Genomic DNA, 18476 nt, shown 5'->3' on the forward strand with positions numbered 1-18476 from the left:
CGGCGGCGGCCTCGCGGCGTGCCCGGGCGGGCGACACCGGGGCGGGCGACGGGGACCGGGGCGGCGCCGGGCGACCGCGCCGGGCGCGGCGCGAGGCGACCTTCTCCGTCGTCGACTCCGGGAGCACCGGGGGAGCGGCGGGCGCACCGGCCACCGTCGTGGGCGCCGCCGGGGCGTCCTCGGCCGCGAGGTCGACGTCGGCGGCCGGGTCCTGGTCGGCCCGTGGGTCGTCGGAGCGGCGCAGCGAGAGCCAGCCGAAGCGCGCGCCCAGGGCCGTCGAGACCAGGACGAGCAGGATGGTGAAGGAGGCCCGCCCGACGAGCGCCGCCCCCAGGTCCTCCACGCCGGTCGCGTCCACGAACAGGGCGAGCAGGATCCACGTGAGCAGGCCCGCGCCCGGCCCGGCGGCCAGGGACGCCTTCACCCACGTCCACTCCGGCGGGATGCGGTCGGCGATCACCTCGGCCCCGGCCCACACCAGGCCCACGAGCAGCAGCAGACCGAGCAGCAGCACGGTCCACAGCAGCGAGAGCGACACGTACCGCGACGACAGGGCGACGAAGACCGTCTGTCCCACGCCGTAGAGCAGCGTCATGATCAGAGCACGCAGCACCCAGGGTCGCACGTCGGCCACCGTACGGTGCGGCGCATCACTACCCTCGCCAGGGTGACCGTGAGCCGCCCGCGCCCGCATCCGGCCGGGATCCGTCGTCGGGAGGCCCTGCGGGTGCTGCTGCGCGGCGCGGGGCTCGACGCGCTGCTGGTGACCGACCTCGTCAACGTCCGCTACCTGTGCGGGTTCACCGGCTCCAACGCCGCCCTGCTGGTCCACGCCGGCGACGACGCCGCGGCCGAGGACCGCACGGTCCTCGCGACCGACGGCCGCTACCGCACCCAGGCCGGGGCCGAGGCGCCCGACCTGCCCCTGCTGGTCGAGCGGGCGTGCGGCCCGGCGCTGCTGGCGGCCGCGGCGGCGGGCCGGGTCGGGTTCGACAGCGCCCAGGTCACCGTCGACGGGCTCGACGTCCTCACCGCGGCGACCGACGGGAGCGGCGTCGAGCTCGCCCGCGCCGCGGGTCTCGTCGAGCGCCTGCGCGCGGTGAAGGACGCCGCCGAGATCGACGCGCTGCGCCTCGCGTGCGCCGCCGCCGACGCCGCGCTCGCCGGGGCGATCGCCGACGGCGTGCTCGCGCCGGGCCGCACCGAGCGCGACGTCGCCCGCGAGCTCGAGGACCGCATGGTCACCCACGGGGCGTCCGGGCCGAGCTTCGAGACCATCGTCGCGGCCGGGGGGAACTCGGCGATCCCGCACCACCACCCCTCCGACGCGCCGCTGGCCGCGGGCGACCTCGTGACGATGGACTTCGGGGCGCTGGTCGACGGCTACCACTCGGACATGACGCGCACCGTGCTCCTGGGCCCCGGCGCCGACTGGCAGCGCGAGCTCTACGCCCTGGTCGACGAGGCCGCGGCGGCCGGCCGCGCGGCCGTCGCGGCGGGCGTGCCGACCGCCGACGTCGACGCCGCCGCCCGGGCGGTCATCACCGACGCCGGCTTCGGCGAGCAGTTCGTGCACCCCGTCGGGCACGGGGTCGGACTGGTCATCCACGAGGCTCCGGCGATGTCCGCGACCGCGACCGCTACGCTGGAGACGGGCATGACGGTCACCGTCGAGCCGGGCGTGTACCTCCCCGGCCGGGGCGGTGTGCGGATCGAGGACACGGTGGTGGTCACCGGTTCCGGCGCCGACACGCTGACCGCGTCGACGCGGGATCTGCTGGTCCTGGGCTGACGGGTGCCCCGCAGACCACACCATCACGAGCGCAGGAGACGACGCGGCAGTGGCGACGACGAACGACCTGAAGAACGGCCTGGTGCTGAAGATCGACGGCAACCTCTGGGCCGTCACCGAGTTCCAGCACGTCAAGCCGGGCAAGGGCGGCGCCTTCGTCCGGACCACGCTGAAGAACGTCATGACCGGCAAGGTCGTCGACAAGACGTTCAACGCCGGCACGAAGGTCGAGACCGCGAGCGTCGACCGCCGCGACATGACCTTCCTCTACCGCGACGGCGACGACTTCATCTTCATGGACGCCAGCGACTACGAGCAGATCCCGGTGCCCGCGGCCACGGTGGGCGACTCGTCGCGGTTCCTCCTGGAGAACCAGGAGGTCCAGGTGTCCTTCAACGAGGGCGCACCGCTGTTCATCGAGCTGCCGGCCTCGGTCGAGCTGCAGATCACGCACACCGACCCCGGCCTGCAGGGCGACCGCTCCACCGGCGGCACCAAGCCCGCCACGGTGTCCACCGGCGCCGAGATCCAGGTCCCGCTGTTCCTCGAGACCGGCACCGTGGTCAAGGTCGACACCCGCGACGGTCGTTATCTCGGCCGCGTGTCGAGCTAGTGCCCTCGAAGCAGGTCCCGACCCGCAAGGGGTCCCGCTCCAAGGCCCGCAAGCGGGCCCTCGACATCCTCTTCGAGTCCGAGGCCCGGGCCGAGGACCCGCTCGACGTGCTGCGCCGCCGGGTCGCGGGCTCGGACGCGCCCCCGGTCTCGGACTTCGCGGCCACCCTCGTCGAGGGCGTCGTGGAACACCGCGACCACATCGACGGCTCGCTGGGCGAGCTGGCCCACGGCTGGTCGGTCGAGCGGATGGCGGCGGTCGACCGCGCGATCCTGCGGATCGGGGCCTTCGAGATCCTGTTCACCGACGACGTCGACGACGCCGTGGCCATCGACGAGGCGATCCTGCTCGCCCGCGAGCTCTCGACCGACGACTCGCCGCGCTTCGTCAACGGGGTGCTGGCCGCCCTGGCGTCGGGGGAGCGGGTGGCGGTCGCGGCCCCGGCGCGCGAGCGCGTCGACCTGCCGCCCGACGTGGAGCTCGCCCCGGACGAGATGCAGCCCGCCCCAAACGGGGCCGACACCCCGGAATGACGGAAGGGCACCTCCCGACGGGAGGTGCCCTTCGTCGCGGCGTGGGGGTCGGGCCTCAGTCCTCGCGGGCGACCCGCGCCTCGGGGGGCAGCACGCCCCACTCGACGAGCTGCTCGGACAGGTCGCCCGGCGTCATGTCGTAGATGATCGCGAGGGAGCGCAGGTCCTCGTTGCGGATCGAGAGGACCTTGCCGTTGTAGTCGCCGCGCTGGCTCTGGATCGCCGCGGCGTAGCGGGCGAGCGGGCCGGCCTTCTCCGCGGGCAGCGCCTGGAGCCGCTCCAGGTTGATGACGATCTTGGCGGCCGGCTCGGACCCCGACGGGATCCGACCCTCGGGCAGCAGCTCGGCCACCGGCACGCCGTAGAAGTCGGCCAGCTCGGCGAGCTTCTGCACCGTCACGGCGCGGTCGCCGCGCTCGTAGGAGCCGACCACCACGGCCTTCCAACGACCGCCCGACTTCTGCTCGACACCATGCAGGGAGAGACCCTGCTGCTGCCGGATTCCCCGTAGCTTGGCGCCGAGCGCCTTCGCGTAGTCGCCCATCTGGCGGCACCCCGTTCCCGCGCTTCGGCCGTCGGTCTCCCGACACAGCCATGCTGTAGTCGATACGGAGAGTAATGATGCGCCCTCGGCGATCACCAGGTCAAGCCGGGCCCGTCAACCTCCCCTCCCGGAGTGGCCTGCGGCACCGTGTCACGGCCGTCTCCTCCGGTGGTGCAGCCACGAACGCCCCCCGTGATCGATCGGGTGCGCAGCGCCTGCCGACGAGGGGTCGGCGCTCGCTCGGCCGACGCGATCGGTCGCACAGGGTGGCTGATAGTGTCGGTACCGACCAGATCGACGTCCTTTAAGAGCCGTCCCGCGAGGCGGAGAAGGAGGTCCCCGAGTGCCCACGCGGCGCCGGGGTGGTCCGGGGCCGGAGGACCCGACGAACGCCGAGGGTGAGCGAGAGCTGCTCTCGTCGGCGGACGTCGCGCGCACCGTGGCACGGATCGCCCACGAAATCCTCGAGAAGACCGCGGACTCCGGAGCACCCGTCGTGCTCCTCGGACTCCCCACCCGCGGTATCCACCTCGCCCGCCGGCTCGCCGAGCGCATCACGGCGATCGACCCCGCCACCACGGTGGCGGTCGGCACGCTCGACCCGACGCTCTACCGCGACGACCTCCGGATGCAGCCCACGCGGGCCCTGGAGGAGACCGACATCCCGGCCGGCGGGATCGACGACGTCACCGTGGTGCTCGTCGACGACGTCCTGATGTCCGGGCGCACCGTGCGCGCCGCGCTCGACGCCCTGCGCGACCACGGCCGCCCGCGTGCGGTGCAGCTCGCCGTCCTCGTCGACCGCGGGCACCGCGAGCTGCCGATCCGGGCCGACTACGTGGGCAAGAACGTCCCGACGAACCGCGCGGAGGACGTCGCCGTGTCCCTCGTCGAGTCCGACGGCGCCGACGGGGTGGCGATCCGATGAGCGCGCCCATCGGCCTGCGCCACCTGCTGTCCACCGAGGGCCTGCGCCGCGACCAGGCCGACGCGCTGCTGGCCACCGCCGCGAACATGGAGCAGGCGCTCACCGGCCGGGCCGTGCGCAAGCTGCCCACGCTGCGCGGCCGCACGGTCGTCACGCTGTTCTACGAGAACTCGACGCGCACCCGGGTGTCCTTCGAGGTCGCGGGCAAGTGGATGAGCGCCGACACCATCAACGTGAGCGCCTCCGGGTCGAGCGTCGGCAAGGGGGAGTCGCTGCGCGACACCGCCGCCACCCTCGCCGCCGCCGGGGCCGACGCGGTGGTGGTCCGCCATCCCTCCTCGGGCGCCCCGCACCGCATCGCGGGCTGGCTCGACCGCGTCGGGCACTCGCACACCGACGGGCACGTGGCCGTGGTGAACGCGGGCGACGGCACCCACGAGCACCCCACCCAGGCCCTGCTCGACGCCGCCACGCTGCGTCGCCGGCTGGGGGAGGACCTCACCGGGCGGCGGGTCGCGATCGTCGGCGACGTGCTGCACAGCCGGGTCGCACGGTCGAACGCGCACCTGCTGGCCACCCTGGGCGCCGAGGTCACGCTGGTCGCGCCCCCGACGCTGCTGCCGGTGGGGGTCGACGCGTGGCCGGTGTCGGTCACCCACGACCTCGACGCCCACCTCGCCACCGGTCCCGACGCGGTGATGATGCTGCGCGTGCAGGCCGAGCGGATGCACGGCGGCTTCTTCCCGAGCTCGCGGGAGTACGCGGTGCGCTTCGGGCTCTCGCAGCGCCGCGCCGACACGCTGGCCGACCACGCGGTCGTCCTGCACCCGGGCCCCGCCGTGCGCGGGATGGAGATCGCGTCCTCGGTGGCCGACTCGGCCCGCGCCGCGATCGCCGAGCAGGTCACCGCCGGGGTGCACGTGCGGATGGCGGTCCTGTACCACCTGTTGGCCGGGGAGGACGTGGCATGAGCACGACGACAAGGATCGCGAACGTCCGGCCCTACGGCGAGGACCCGACCGACCTCTACGTCTGCGACGGCGTGCTCGTGGACCCGGTCGCCGACCCCGACGAGACGGTCGACGCGGACGGCCTGATCGCCCTGCCGGGCCTGGTCGACCTCCACACCCACCTGCGCGAGCCGGGCGGCGAGGAGGCCGAGACGGTCGCCACCGGCTCGGCCGCGGCCGCCCTCGGTGGCTACACCGCGGTGTTCGCGATGCCGAACACGAACCCGGCGCAGGACTCGCCGGTCGTCGTCGAGCACGTCTGGCGCCGCGGCCGCGAGGTCGGGCTGGTCGACGTGCACCCGGTGGGCGCGGTGACCGTCGGGCTCGGCGGGGAACGCCTCGCGGAGATGGGGATGATGGCCGCCTCGCCCGCGGGCGTGCGGATGTTCTCCGACGACGGCCGCTGCGTGAACGACCCGCTGCTGATGCGCCGTGCCCTCGAGTACGCGCGCTCGCTCGACGCGGTGGTGGCCCAGCACGCCGAGGACCACCGGCTGACGGTCGGGGCGCAGGCCCACGAGGGCCCGGTGGCGGCCCGGCTGGGCCTCACGGGGTGGCCGGCGAGCGCCGAGGAGTCGATCGTCGCGCGCGACGCGATGCTCGCCGCGGCCGCCGGCGCCCGCCTGCACATCTGCCACGTCTCGACGGCCGGCTCGGTGGAGGTGCTGCGCTGGGCGCGGGAATCCCTGCTCCCGGGCACGTCGGCCCGGGTGTCGGCGGAGGTCACGCCGCACCACCTGCTTCTCACCGACACCGCGGCCGAGGACTACGACCCGGTGCACAAGGTCAACCCGCCGCTGCGCCCCGAGGCCGACACGCTCGCGCTGCGCCGGGCGCTCGCGGACGGCGTGATCGACTGCGTGGCGACCGACCACGCGCCGCACGCCGTGGAGGCGAAGGACTGCGAGTGGGCGAGCGCCCGGCCGGGCATGCTCGGGCTGCAGACGGCGCTGTCGGTGGTCGCCGCCACCATGGTGGCGACGGGGATGCTCGACTGGCGCGGCGTGGCGCGGGTGTGCAGCGAGGTGCCGGCCGCGATCGCGGGGCTGGGCGACCAGGGCCGCCCGATCGCCGTGGGCGAGCCCGCGACGCTCACGCTGGTCGACCCCGACGCGCGGTGGACGGTGCGCGGGGCCGAGCTCGCGAGCATCGCGGACAACACCCCCTACGAGGGGATGGAACTACCCGCCTCGGTGGTGCACACCATGCTGCGAGGACGATGGACGGTGCGTGACGGAAAGGTGAGCGAGTGAGTACGGGAGACGCAGCGGAGCGGGAGCTCGACCGATGACCGGGGAAGCCCTGCTGGTCCTCGAGGACGGCACGATCCACCGGGGCGAGACCTTCGGAGCTGGTGGCCGCACCCTCGGCGAGGCGGTCTTCACCACCGGGATGACCGGCTACCAGGAGACCCTCACCGACCCCAGCTACCACCGCCAGATCGTCGTCGCGACCGCGCCGCACATCGGCAACACCGGCTGGAACGACGAGGACGACGAGTCCTCGCGCATCCACGTCGCGGGCTACGTGGTGCGCGACCCGGCGCGGGCGCCCTCGAACTGGCGGTCGCGCCGCAGCCTCACCGAGGAGCTCGAGCGCCAGGGCATCGTCGGCGTGGCCGGGGTCGACACCCGCGCGGTGACCCGCCGGCTGCGTGAGTCGGGCGCCATGCGCGCCGGGCTCTTCTCCGGTGACGGGCTGGGCACCGAGCGCGAGATGCTCGAGGCGGTCCGCGACAGCCCGGAGATGACCGGGGCCGACCTCGCCGGCCAGGTCAGCACCACCGCGCCCTACGTGGTCCCGGCCGCGGGGGAGCGCCGCTTCTCGGTCGCGGCCCTCGACCTCGGCATCAAGTCGAACACCCCGCGCATGCTCGCCGAGCGGGGGATCGAGACCCGCGTGGTGCCCTCGTCGGCCTCGATCGACGAGCTCCTCGAGGGCGACCCCGACGGGGTCTTCCTCTCCAACGGGCCCGGCGACCCCGCCACCGCCGACCACGCGGTGGCGCTCACGTCGGCGGTCCTCGAGCGCGGCGTGCCGCTGTTCGGCATCTGCTTCGGCAACCAGATCCTCGGCCGGGCGCTGGGGCTGGGCACCTTCAAGCTCCGCTACGGGCACCGCGGCATCAACATCCCGGTCATCGACCACACCACCGGGACCGTCGCGATCACCAGTCAGAACCACGGCTTCGCGCTCGCCGGCACACCCGGTGAGCACGTCGACTCCCCGCACGGCCGGGTGCACCTCTCGCACGGCTGTCCGAATGACGACGTCGTCGAGGGCGTGACCTGTCTCTCGGTTCCCGCGTTCTCCGTGCAGTACCACCCGGAGGCGGCTGCCGGTCCGCACGACGCCGCGGACCTGTTCGACCGCTTCGCAGCCCTGATGGGAGGGCGCTGACACTCATGCCGCGCCGCGAGGACATCCACCACGTCCTGGTGATCGGTTCGGGACCGATCGTGATCGGACAGGCCTCCGAGTTCGACTACTCGGGCACCCAGGCCTGCCGGGTGTTGCGCGAGGAGGGCCTGCGGGTCTCCCTCGTCAACTCCAACCCGGCCACGATCATGACCGACCCCGAGTTCGCCGACGCCACCTACGTGGAGCCGATCGACGTCGAGCACGTCACGAAGGTCATCGAGGCCGAGCGGCCCGACGCCCTGCTCGCGACCCTCGGCGGGCAGACCGCGCTGAACACCGCGATCGCCCTGCACGACGCCGGGGTGCTGGCGCGCTACGGCGTCGAGCTGATCGGCGCCGACGTCGACGCCATCCAGCGCGGCGAGGACCGGCTCAAGTTCAAGGACATCGTCCGCTCCGTCGGCGGCGACGTCCCGCGCTCCGAGGTCTGCCACTCGATGGAGGAGGTCCGCGCCACCGTCGCCGACCTCGGGCTCCCCGTGGTGATCCGGCCGAGCTTCACCATGGGCGGGCTCGGGTCGGGCCTGGCCTACACCGACGAGGAGCTCGAGCGGCTCGCCGGCACCGGCCTGGCCGCGAGCCCCGTGCACGAGGTCCTCATCGAGGAGTCGGTGCTCGGGTGGAAGGAGTTCGAGCTCGAGCTCATGCGCGACCACCGCGACAACGTGGTCGTCATCTGCTCGATCGAGAACGTCGACCCGATGGGCGTGCACACCGGCGACTCGGTGACCGTGGCGCCCGCGATGACCCTGACCGACCGCGAGTACCAGCTGATGCGCGACATGGGCATCAAGGTGCTGCGCGAGGTCGGCGTCGAGACCGGCGGCTGCAACATCCAGTTCGCGGTGCACCCGGAGACCGGGCGCCTCGTCGTCATCGAGATGAACCCGCGCGTCTCGCGGTCGAGCGCCCTGGCCTCCAAGGCCACCGGCTTCCCGATCGCCAAGATCGCCGCGCGCCTCGCCGTCGGCTACAGCCTCGACGAGATCACCAACGACATCACCGGCGAGACCCCGGCGAGCTTCGAGCCGACCCTCGACTACGTCGTGGTCAAGATCCCGCGCTTCGCGTTCGAGAAGTTCCCGGGCGCCGACCCCACCCTCACGACGACGATGAAGTCGGTCGGCGAGGCGATGGCGCTCGGCCGGAGCTTCCCCGAGGCGCTCAACAAGGCCCTGCGCTCCACCGAGACGAAGGACGCGGGCTTCGGCACGCGGCCCGACCCCGAGGGCATGAGCGCGGCCGACGCGCTCAAGCAGGCCGCCCTGCCCCGCGACGGCCGGCTCTACGCCGTCGAGCGGGCGCTGCGCCTCGGGGCGAGCGTCGCCGAGGTCAGCGAGGCCTCGAGCATCGACCCGTGGTTCGTCGAGCAGATCGAGGGCATCGTCGCGCTCCGCCGCGAGCTCGCCGACGCGCCGGTGCTCGACGCCGCCCTGCTGCGCCGGGCCAAGCGGGCCGGGCTGTCCGACCTGCAGATCGCGACGGTGCGCCCGGAGCTCGCCGGGGAGGCCGGCGTGCGCGGGCTGCGCCACCGGCTCGGGGTGCGGCCGGTCTACAAGACCGTCGACACCTGCGCCGCCGAGTTCGCGGCCCGCACGCCGTACCACTACTCGGCCTACGAGTCCGACCCCGCGGCCGAGTCCGAGGTGACCCCGCAGACCGAGCGGCCCAAGGTGATCATCCTGGGCTCGGGGCCGAACCGGATCGGGCAGGGCATCGAGTTCGACTACTCGTGCGTGCACGCGGCGTTCTCGCTGCGCTCGGCGGGCTTCGAGACCGTGATGCTCAACTGCAACCCCGAGACGGTCTCCACCGACTACGACACGGCCGACCGCCTCTACTTCGAGCCGCTGACCGAGGAGGACGTCCTCGAGGTCGTCCACGCGGAGCGGCTCTCCAGCGGGGTCGGCGACGCCACGCGCCGCCCCGACGGGACGTGGACCCCCGGTCTCGCGGGCGTCGTCGTGCAGCTCGGCGGGCAGACCCCGCTGAAGCTGGCGGCCGCCCTCGAGACCGCGGGCGTGCCGATCGTCGGGACCCCGCCCGCCGCGATCGACCTCGCCGAGGAGCGCGGCGCGTTCGGGGAGGTCCTGCACGACGCCGGCCTGCCCGCCCCGCCCTACGGCACCGCGACGTCGTTCCGGGGCGCCCGCGAGATCGCCGCCGAGATCGGCTACCCGGTGCTCGTGCGGCCGTCGTACGTGCTCGGCGGGCGCGGCATGGAGATCGTCTACGACGACGAGACCCTCGCCGACTACATCGCGCGCGCCACCGAGGTCACGCCCGACCACCCGGTGCTCGTCGACCGGTTCCTCGACGACGCCATCGAGATCGACGTCGACGCGCTGTGCGACGCCACCGGCGAGGTCTACCTCGGCGGGGTCATGGAGCACATCGAGGAGGCCGGGGTCCACTCCGGCGACTCCTCCTGCACGCTGCCGCCGATCACCCTCGGCCTCTCCGACATGGAGGTGGTCCGGACCTCGACGACGGCGCTGGCCCGCCGCCTGGGCGTGCTCGGCCTGATGAACGTCCAGTACGCCCTGAAGGACGAGACGCTCTACGTCCTCGAGGCCAACCCGCGCGCCAGCCGCACGGTCCCGTTCGTCTCGAAGGCCACCGGGGTCCCGCTCGCGAGCGCCGCCGCGCGGGTGATGCTCGGCGCGACGGTCTCCGAGCTGCGCCACGAGGGGCTCCTCCCGTCCTCCGGCGACGGCGGGCACCTCCCGCGCCACCACCCGGTGGCGGTCAAGGAGGCCGTGCTGCCCTTCCACCGGTTCCGGCGTCCCGACGGCCGCGGGGTCGACTCGCTGCTCGGCCCGGAGATGAAGTCGACCGGCGAGGTCATGGGCATCGACGTGGCGTTCTCCACGGCGTTCGCGAAGGCGCAGGCGGCGGCCTCGGGGCCGCTGCCCACCTCGGGCCGGGTGTTCGTCTCCGTGGCCAACCGCGACAAGCGGGCCCTGATCTTCCCGGTCAAGCGCCTCGCCGACCTCGGCTACGAGATCCTCGCGACGGAGGGCACGGCCAGCGTGCTCGAGCGCAACGGGATCCCGTGCGAGGTGGTCCGCAAGCACTTCGAGGGGCCCGACAACATCGTGGACACCATCCTCGCCGGCGGCGTCGACATGATCATCAACACGCCGGTGGGGCACACCGGCCCGCGCATCGACGGCTACGAGATTCGGGCGGCCGCGCTCACCGTCGGCATCCCGTGCCTGACGACGGTGCAGGGCGCCGCCGCGGCCGTGCAGGGCATCGAGGCGGTCATCCGCCGCGAGATCACGGTGACCCCGCTGCAGGTGCTCCACGAGCGGCTGGCGAAGGCGCGGGCGAGCGAAGCGACGGGGCAGGGTCTGACGGCGAGCGAAGCGACGGGGCAGGGTCTGACGGCGAGCGAAGCGACGGGCTTCTCGGGGGCCACGACGGAGGCGGAGACCGCGTGACCGCCCCCCGGGCCGGCCTGGGGGAGCGGCTCGCCCTCGCAGTGGGGAAGTACGGCCCCCTGTGCGTCGGCATCGACCCGCACCCCGGGCTCCTGGCCCGCTGGGGCCACGAGGACGACGCCGCGGGGGTGGAGCGCTTCGGCCGGGACGCCGTGGCGGCGCTCGCCGGCCACGTGGCCGTGGTGAAGCCGCAGGTGGCGCTGTTCGAGGTGCACGGCAGCGGCGGGATGCGGGCCCTCGAGCGGGTGCTCGCCGACGCCCGCGACGCCGGGCTGCTCACGATCGCCGACGCCAAGCGGGGCGACATCGGCTCGACGATGACGGCCTACGCCAAGGCGTGGCTGGCCGACAGCTCGCCGCTCGCGGCGGACGCCGTGACCCTCTCGCCCTACCTCGGGGTCGGCTCGCTGACCCCGGCGCTCGACCTGGCCGCCGCCACCGGCCGCGGGGTGTTCGTGCTTGCCCGCACGTCGAACCCGGAGGCCCCGTCGGTGCAGTCCGCGCAGACGTGGACGACCGGGCGGGGCATGCGGGAGGTGGCGCAGGGCGTCGTCGACGCCTGCGCGGAGGCCAACGCCTCGACGGGCCGCGCCCTCGCGGGCGTGGTGGTCGGGGCGACCGCGGGCACCACGGGCCGCGAGCACGGGCTCGACCTCACCCGCCTCGGCGGCCCGGTCCTCGTGCCGGGCCTGGGGGCCCAGGGCGCCACCCCGGACGATCTCGCCGGGGCGTTCGGCGCGGGACAGGTCGGCGGGGGACCGGTCGTCCCGTCGAGCTCCCGGGAGGTCCTGGCCGTCGGCCCCGACCCCGCGGCGCTGCGCGACACCGCCGCGGCGCTGAACGGCACGCTGCGCGACCTCGGTCTCGCGGCCGGGCCGGTCGGCGCGTGAGGGACGCCGACGATCTCCGCCCGCGGCCCTCGGGGGAGCCCGGGAGGGTTCACACGCCCGACACCCGAGGACTGTGGACTCCGACCGCAGACGGTACGTTCGCCAGCGACGGAGGCCGCCGCACCGCAGGGTGCGGACGCCCGACGGGCATCACAGCTGCATCATCCGATCTCGTGAACCGGAGGAGACCGTGGCACTTCCCGAGCTGACCGAGGAGCAGCGGGCGGCGGCGTTGGAGAAGGCCGCCGCCGCCCGCCGCGCCCGCGCCGAGCTCAAGGAGCGGCTCAAGCGGGGCGGCACCACCCTGGGTGACGTGCTCGAGCAGGCCGATTCCGACGAGGTGCTCGGCAAGATGAAGGTCTCGGCGCTGCTCGAGGCGCTGCCGGGCGTGGGCAAGGTGCGCGCCCAGCAGATCATGGAGCGCCTCGAGATCGCCCCGAGCCGCCGCCTGCGGGGGCTCGGCGACCGCCAGCGCAAGGCGCTGCTCTCGGAGTTCGACGGCGAGTGAGCGGGTCCGCCGGCCGTCGCGGTCGCCTCGTGGTCCTCGCCGGACCGTCGGGCGTCGGCAAGAGCACCGTCGTCGCCGAACTGCGACGGATGGCGGCCCCGCTGTGGTTCAGCGTCTCGGCCACCACCCGGGCCGCCCGGCCCGGTGAGGTGGACGGACGCGAGTACCACTTCGTCACCGAGGACGACTTCGACCGCATGGTGGCGTCCGGGGACATGCTCGAGTGGGCCTCGATCCACCGGGGTCTGCACCGCTCGGGCACCCCGGCCGCACCGGTCGAGGCGCGTCTCGCCGCCGGCGACCCGGTGCTCCTCGAGCTCGACCTCGCGGGCGCCCGGGCGGTGCGCGAGCGGCGCCCGGACGCGCTGCTCGTGTTCCTCGAGCCGCCGTCGTGGGACGTCCTGGTCGACCGGTTGACCGGCCGCGGGACCGAGGCGCAGGACGTCATCGACCGCCGGCTCGCCACCGCACGGGTCGAGCTCGAGGCCCGCCGCGAGTTCGACGTGGGCCTCGTGAACCACGACGTCCGGGAGACCGCGCGGCGGTTGGTAGACTTGGCCCACCCCGGTGACGGCCCCACCTGCGAGAACGCGGGCGCGGGAGCCCCGGGCACCCATTCAGCAGGACCCAGATCAGCAGGAGACAGTGGATGAGCATCACCACGAGCCGCGTCACCGGCGGATTCCTCGAGCAGCCCGAGGGCATCACCAACCCGCCCATCGACGAGCTGCTCGAGACCGTCAGCTCGAAGTACGCGCTGGTGATCTACGCCGCCAAGCGGGCCCGCCAGATCAACGACTACTACGCCCAGCTGGGCGAGGGCCTGCTCGAGTACGTCGGCCCGCTCGTCGAGCCGGGCCCGCGCGAGAAGCCCCTCTCGATCGCGATGCGCGAGATCCACGCCCACCTGCTCGAGCACACCGAGGGCGAGTAGCCAGGGCCACCGACCGGGCACCCGGCCGCCATGGCTGAGATCGTCCTCGGGGTCGCGGGCGGCATCGCCGCCTACAAGGCGTGCGAACTGCTCCGCCGGCTCCGCGAGGCGGGCCACCAGGTCCAGGTGGTGGCCACGCCCAACGCCCTGACCTTCGTCGGGGCCGCCACGTTCGAGGCGCTCTCCGGACGCGAGGTGCTCTCCGGGGTCTTCGAGCACGTGCCCGAGGTCACCCACGTGGCGCTCGGGCGCCGCGCCGACCTCGTCGTGTGCGCCCCCGCCACCGCCGACCTGCTCGCGCGGATGGCGGCGGGCCGCGCCGACGACCTGCTGACCTCGACCCTGCTCACCGCGCGGTGCCCGGTGCTGGCGGCCCCCGCGATGCACACCGAGATGTGGGACCACCCGGCCACGGTCGACAACGTCGCCACCCTGCGCCGCCGGGGCACGATCGTCCTCGAGCCCGCCTCGGGGCGGCTCACCGGCGCCGACTCCGGCCCGGGGCGCCTGCCCGAGCCCGTCGAGATCGCGGAGCTCGCGCGGCTGCTGCTCGAGGAGCCGGCGGCCCTGCCGCGCGACCTCGAGGGCCGCCGCGTCGTCGTGTCCGCGGGCGGCACCGCCGAGCCCCTCGACCCGGTGCGCACCCTGGGCAACCGCTCGTCGGGCCGGCAGGGCTACGCCCTGGCCCGGGTCGCCGCCCAGCGCGGCGCGCACGTGACCCTCGTGGCCGGGAGCACCGCCGACCTCGCCCCGCCGGCCGCCGTCGACCTCGTCCGCGTGCGCACCACCGAGGAGATGCGCACCGCCGTCCTCGACGCCGGCAAGGGCGCGGAGGTCGTCGTGATGGCGGCCGCGGTCGCCGACTTCCGCCCGCTCGACGTCGCCGGGTTCAAGATCAAGAAGACCGACGCCGAGCCGGAAGCGATCCGTCTCACACGCAACCCCGACATCCTGCGCGAGCTCGTGGCCGAGCAGGTGCCCGGCCGGCTCGTCGTGGGCTTCGCCGCCGAGACCGGGGACGCCGAGCACGACGTGCTGTCCTTCGGGCGCGCGAAGCTCGCCCGCAAGGGCTGCGACCTCCTCGTCGTGAACGCCGTCGGCGCAGGCGGGGACGGTCGTCACAGCGCGTTCGAGGGGTCCGACAACGAGGGCTGGCTGCTCGGCGCGGACGGGTCGTCGACGCCGCTGCCGATGGGGTCGAAGGCCGCGCTCGCGGCCCGCGTCTGGGACGCCGTCGGCGCCCGCCTGTCGTAACCCCGGGTCGCAGGCCGTCACGCAAGGTAGCCGTTTCTGCCCGCGACGCCATTCTCACACCTGGTCACCGCGCACAACCGAACTGTGACGCGCCTGGCAACGTCGCCGGTCAGCGGCCTACCCGCTCGGAGCCGAGCCGCTACGGTAGGCCGGTCCCACTGTCGAGGCAGGGAGAGATCGTGCCCGCTAGGCGTTTGTTCACCTCCGAGTCCGTCACCGAGGGCCACCCGGACAAGATCTGTGACGCCATCTCCGACGGAATCCTGGACGCGCTGCTGGCGCAGGATCCGAAGAGCCGCGTCGCCGTCGAGACCATGGTGACCACCGGCCAGGTGCACGTCGCCGGAGAGGTCACCACCAACGCGCAGGTCAACTACGTCGACATCGTCCGCAAGACGATCCTCGACATCGGCTACGACTCGTCGGCCAAGGGCTTCGACGGGGAGACCTGCGGCGTGTCGATCTCGATCGGCGCGCAGAGCGCCGACATCGCGCAGGGCGTCGACACCGGCTACGAGTCGCGCGTCGAGGGCAACACCGACGAGATCGCGAAGCAGGGCGCGGGCGACCAGGGCCTGATGTTCGGCTACGCGGACGCCGACACCCCCGAGCTCATGCCGCTGCCGATCGGGCTCGCCCACCGGCTCGCGCGCAAGCTCACCGCGGTCCGCCGCGACGGGACGCTGCCCTACCTGCGTCCCGACGGGAAGACCCAGGTCACGATCGCGTACGACGGCGACAAGCCGGTCGCGGTCGACACCGTGGTCCTGTCCACCCAGCACGCCGCGGACATCGACCTCGACGAGATGCTCACGCCCGACATCACCGCCAAGGTGATCCGGCCCGTGCTCGACGGCATCGACCTCGACTCGTCGAACACCCGCATCCTGATCAACCCGACCGGTCGCTTCGTCCTCGGCGGCCCGATGGGCGACGCCGGCCTCACCGGCCGCAAGATCATCGTCGACACCTACGGCGGCTACGCCCGCCACGGCGGCGGTGCCTTCTCCGGCAAGGACCCGTCGAAGGTCGACCGCTCCGCCGCGTACGCGGGCCGCTGGGTGGCGAAGAACGTCGTCGCCGCCGGTCTCGCCCGGCGCGCCGAGGTCCAGCTCGCCTACGCGATCGGCAAGGCCGAGCCCGTGGGCGTGTTCCTGGAGACCTTCGGCACCGCCACGGTCGACCCGGAGAAGATCGAGAAGGCCATCCACGAGGTGTTCGACCTGCGCCCCGGTGCGATCGTGCGCGACCTCGAGCTGCTGCGCCCGATCTACCAGCCGACCGCCGCGTACGGCCACTTCGGCCGCGACGACCTCGACCTGCCCTGGGAGCGCACCGACCGCGCCGACCAGCTCAAGTCGATCGTCGGCTGACACCCGGCACTCCAGCACGACCGGCCCGGCCCCCCGTGTGGGGGCCGGGCCGTCGTCGTCGTCGGGCGGATCCCCGGATCCCCGCCCGCGCCGACGGTGCCCTCTGATAGACCGGCGGTCATGGGTGGATCACCGGGGGAGGACGTCGCGCTCCCCGGCATGCCCCGGGTCGCGAGGCCCCGCAAGCCGCCCAAGCACAACGAGCGCCTCCCCGCGGAGGTCGACTCCGTGGCGACGGTCGCGGTCGACGTGCCGCTGCCCCACCTCGACCGGCCGTTCGACTACCGCGTCCCGGTCCAGCTCGACGAGGCCGCCGCCGTCGGGACGCGCGTGCGCGTGCGGTTCGCGGGGCGGATGGTCGACGGCTTCGTCCTCGCCCGCTCCGCCACCACCGAGCACACCGGGCCGCTCGGCTGGCTCGACAAGGTCGTCTCGCCCGAGCCGGTGCTCTCGCCCGAGCTCGCCGCGCTGTGTCGAACCGTCGCCGACCGCTACGCCGGCACGTTCGCCGATGTCCTGCGCCTCGCGGTGCCGCCGCGGCACGCCCGCGTCGAGGCCGAGACCCTGCCCGCCGAGGCCCCCGGATCCCTTCCCGACGAGAGCCCGGCGCCGGGGGGCGACGGCTGGTCGCCCTACCCGCGGGGCCCCGCGTTCCTCGACGCCCTGGCCCGCCACCAGCCCGCCCACGCCGTGTGGCAGGCCCTGCCCGGCGACGACTGGGCGCGCCGGCTCGCCGAGGCCGTCCGCGCGGCCGTCGACGCCGGCCGCGGCGAGGTGGTCGTCGTGCCCGACCGCCGCGACCTCGACCGCCTGCACGCCGCCTGCCTCGACGTCCTCGGCGAGGCCCACGTGGCCGCGCTCGCCGCCGACCTCGGGCCCGCCGAGCGCTACCGCCGCTGGCTGTCGGTCGCCCGCGGCCACAAGCGCCTCGCCATCGGGACGCGGGCCGCGGCCTTCGCCCCCGTCCACGACCCCGGCCTGCTCGCGATCTGGGACGACGGCGACGACTCCCACGCCGAGCCCCGCGCCCCCTACCCGCACGCCCGCGACGTCCTCATCGCCCGCGCGCACGGCAGCGGCGCGGCCCTGCTCGTCGGCGGCATCACCCGTACCGCCGAGGCCGAGGTGCTCGTGCGCACCGGGTGGGCGCACCCCGTGGCCGCCGAGCGGAGCACGGTCCGCGAGCGCGCCCCGCGGGTCACCTCGATCGGGGAGGACGACCGGCAGCTGCTGCGCGACCCCACCGCCCGAGCCGCCCGGGTCCCCTCGGTCGCGTTCGAGGCCGCCCGCGCCGCCCTCGCGGCCCACCACCCGGTGCTCGTGCAGGTCCCGCGACGCGGCTACCTGCCCGCGATCGCCTGCGCCCAGTGCCGCGAACCCGCCCGGTGCCGGCACTGCCACGGCCCGCTCGGCATCCCCGCGGGCACGGGGGACGTGCCCGCGCCCCCCACGTGCCGCTGGTGCGGGCGTCCGGCGACGAACTACCGCTGCCCGGCCTGCGCGTCGCCCCGGCTGCGGGCCACCGTGGTCGGGGCCGGGCGCACCTCCGAGGAGCTCGGCCGGGCGTTCCCGCAGACCGTGGTCCGCAGCTCCGGCGGGGGCTCGCCGATCCTCGACACCGTGGGCCCGGCCCCGGCGATCGTCGTGGCGACCCCGGGCGCCGAGCCGGTGGCCGAGGGCGGCTACGGGGCGGCGCTGCTGCTCGACGGCGCGGCCCTGCTGGCCCGCCCCGAGCTGCGCGCCGCCGAGGACACGGTCCGCCGGTGGTTCGCCGCGGCCGCCCTGGTGCGGCCCGGGCCGCAGGGCGGGCGCGTGGTGGTGGTCGCCGAGTCGAGCGTCGCGGCCGTGCAGGCCCTCGTGCGCTGGGACCCCGCGGGCCACGCGGGCGCCGAGCTCGACGCGCGGACAGAGCTGGGGCTGCCGCCCGCCGTGCGGATGGCCGCCCTCGACGGCGAGCCCGAGGCATTGCGCGACCTGCTCGCCACCGCCGCCCTGCCCGAGGGCGCGGAGGTGCTGGGCCCCGTCGAGCTCCCGCCGAGCACCCGGCTGCCCGGCGCGGACGACCGCACCGAGCGCGCGGAGCGCTCGCTGGTCCGGGTGCCCCGCCGCGCCGGGCGCGACCTCGCGGGGGCCCTGGGCGCCGCGCAGAAGGTCCGCTCGGCCCGCAAGGAGCGCGAGCCGGTCCGCGTCCTGCTCGACCCGCACGACCCGATGTGACCGCTCCGTAGGA

General features: G+C 74.6%; 16 protein-coding genes and 1 pseudogene. 15 read left to right on the forward strand and 2 right to left on the reverse strand.

The annotated features are described in order from the left end of the window. A partial coding sequence (locus tag ACFPBZ_RS18900) for a hypothetical protein (RefSeq protein WP_378037649.1) occupies positions 1-625 on the reverse strand: 625 nt, incomplete at its 3' end. 42 nt (positions 626-667) lie between these two features. On the opposite strand from ACFPBZ_RS18900, the gene ACFPBZ_RS18905 reads away from it, so the two are divergent. The 3 genes and pseudogenes from ACFPBZ_RS18905 to nusB form a co-directional block, all read left to right on the forward strand. After that, positions 668-1792 (forward strand): M24 family metallopeptidase, encoded by a 1125-nt coding sequence (locus tag ACFPBZ_RS18905; RefSeq protein ID WP_378037650.1) that lies wholly within the window; start codon positions 668-670, stop codon positions 1790-1792. 49 nt (positions 1793-1841) lie between these two features. Next, positions 1842-2405: an elongation factor P gene (efp, locus tag ACFPBZ_RS18910; RefSeq protein ID WP_378037651.1), complete on the forward strand. Its 564-nt coding sequence runs from the start codon at positions 1842-1844 to the stop codon at positions 2403-2405. Further along, positions 2405-2833 (forward strand): annotated as a pseudogene (nusB, locus tag ACFPBZ_RS18915) (transcription antitermination factor NusB); the annotation flags it as partial. The gene efp and the pseudogene nusB, both read left to right, overlap by 1 nt. A gap of 160 nt (positions 2834-2993) precedes the next feature. On the opposite strand, the gene bldD reads toward nusB, so the two are convergent. Then, positions 2994-3482 carry a transcriptional regulator BldD gene (gene bldD / locus ACFPBZ_RS18920; RefSeq protein WP_378037652.1) on the reverse strand — a complete coding sequence of 163 codons (489 nt, stop codon included), beginning with the start codon at positions 3480-3482 and terminating at the stop codon, positions 2994-2996. Positions 3483-3825: 343 nt separating this feature from the next. Between bldD and pyrR the strand changes: the two genes are divergently transcribed. The 12 genes from pyrR (at position 3826) to ACFPBZ_RS18980 (ending at position 18463) form a co-directional block, all read left to right on the forward strand. Then, positions 3826-4410, forward strand: coding sequence for a bifunctional pyr operon transcriptional regulator/uracil phosphoribosyltransferase PyrR (pyrR, locus tag ACFPBZ_RS18925; protein WP_378037653.1), 585 nt, complete (start codon positions 3826-3828; stop codon positions 4408-4410). A gap of 14 nt (positions 4411-4424) precedes the next feature. Beyond that, positions 4425-5381, forward strand: a complete 957-nt coding sequence (locus ACFPBZ_RS18930) for an aspartate carbamoyltransferase catalytic subunit (protein WP_378037727.1) — start codon at positions 4425-4427, stop codon at positions 5379-5381. Next, positions 5378-6673, forward strand: a complete 1296-nt coding sequence (locus ACFPBZ_RS18935; RefSeq protein ID WP_378037654.1) for a dihydroorotase — start codon at positions 5378-5380, stop codon at positions 6671-6673. Before ACFPBZ_RS18930 ends, ACFPBZ_RS18935 begins: the two co-directional genes overlap by 4 nt. Positions 6674-6707: 34 nt before the next feature. Next, positions 6708-7820: a glutamine-hydrolyzing carbamoyl-phosphate synthase small subunit gene (gene carA, locus ACFPBZ_RS18940; protein ID WP_378037655.1), complete on the forward strand. Its 1113-nt coding sequence runs from the start codon at positions 6708-6710 to the stop codon at positions 7818-7820. A 5-nt stretch (positions 7821-7825) separates the two neighbouring features. Continuing rightward, the gene (carB, locus tag ACFPBZ_RS18945) at positions 7826-11287 is read left to right on the forward strand and encodes a carbamoyl-phosphate synthase large subunit (protein WP_378037656.1); all 3462 of its coding nucleotides are present in this window, start codon (positions 7826-7828) and stop codon (positions 11285-11287) included. Further along, the gene (pyrF, locus tag ACFPBZ_RS18950) at positions 11284-12177 is read left to right on the forward strand and encodes an orotidine-5'-phosphate decarboxylase (protein ID WP_378037657.1); all 894 of its coding nucleotides are present in this window, start codon (positions 11284-11286) and stop codon (positions 12175-12177) included. The genes carB and pyrF overlap by 4 nt, the downstream gene beginning before the upstream one ends. A 190-nt stretch (positions 12178-12367) precedes the next feature. Next, entirely contained in the window at positions 12368-12685 is a 318-nt protein-coding gene (gene mihF, locus ACFPBZ_RS18955) for an integration host factor, actinobacterial type (RefSeq protein ID WP_378037658.1), read from the forward strand. Continuing rightward, entirely contained in the window at positions 12682-13338 is a 657-nt protein-coding gene (gmk, locus tag ACFPBZ_RS18960; RefSeq protein ID WP_378037659.1) for a guanylate kinase, read from the forward strand. The genes mihF and gmk overlap by 4 nt, the downstream gene beginning before the upstream one ends. Next, the gene (rpoZ, locus tag ACFPBZ_RS18965) at positions 13335-13619 is read left to right on the forward strand and encodes a DNA-directed RNA polymerase subunit omega (protein WP_378037660.1); all 285 of its coding nucleotides are present in this window, start codon (positions 13335-13337) and stop codon (positions 13617-13619) included. Before gmk ends, rpoZ begins: the two co-directional genes overlap by 4 nt. 30 nt (positions 13620-13649) lie before the next feature. After that, complete coding sequence (coaBC, locus tag ACFPBZ_RS18970) at positions 13650-14873, forward strand: bifunctional phosphopantothenoylcysteine decarboxylase/phosphopantothenate--cysteine ligase CoaBC (RefSeq protein WP_378037661.1); 1224 nt, start codon at positions 13650-13652, stop codon at positions 14871-14873. 194 nt (positions 14874-15067) lie between these two features. Beyond that, positions 15068-16246 carry a methionine adenosyltransferase gene (gene metK / locus ACFPBZ_RS18975; protein ID WP_378037728.1) on the forward strand — a complete coding sequence of 393 codons (1179 nt, stop codon included), beginning with the start codon at positions 15068-15070 and terminating at the stop codon, positions 16244-16246. Positions 16247-16366: 120 nt separating this feature from the next. Continuing rightward, a complete protein-coding gene (locus ACFPBZ_RS18980) occupies positions 16367-18463 on the forward strand; it encodes a primosomal protein N' (protein ID WP_378037662.1) in 2097 nt (698 codons plus the stop codon). The last annotated feature ends 13 nt before the right edge of the window (positions 18464-18476 follow it).

The organism is Actinomycetospora atypica (assembly GCF_042653685.1).
GTDB classification, from domain to species: domain Bacteria; phylum Actinomycetota; class Actinomycetes; order Mycobacteriales; family Pseudonocardiaceae; genus Actinomycetospora; species Actinomycetospora atypica.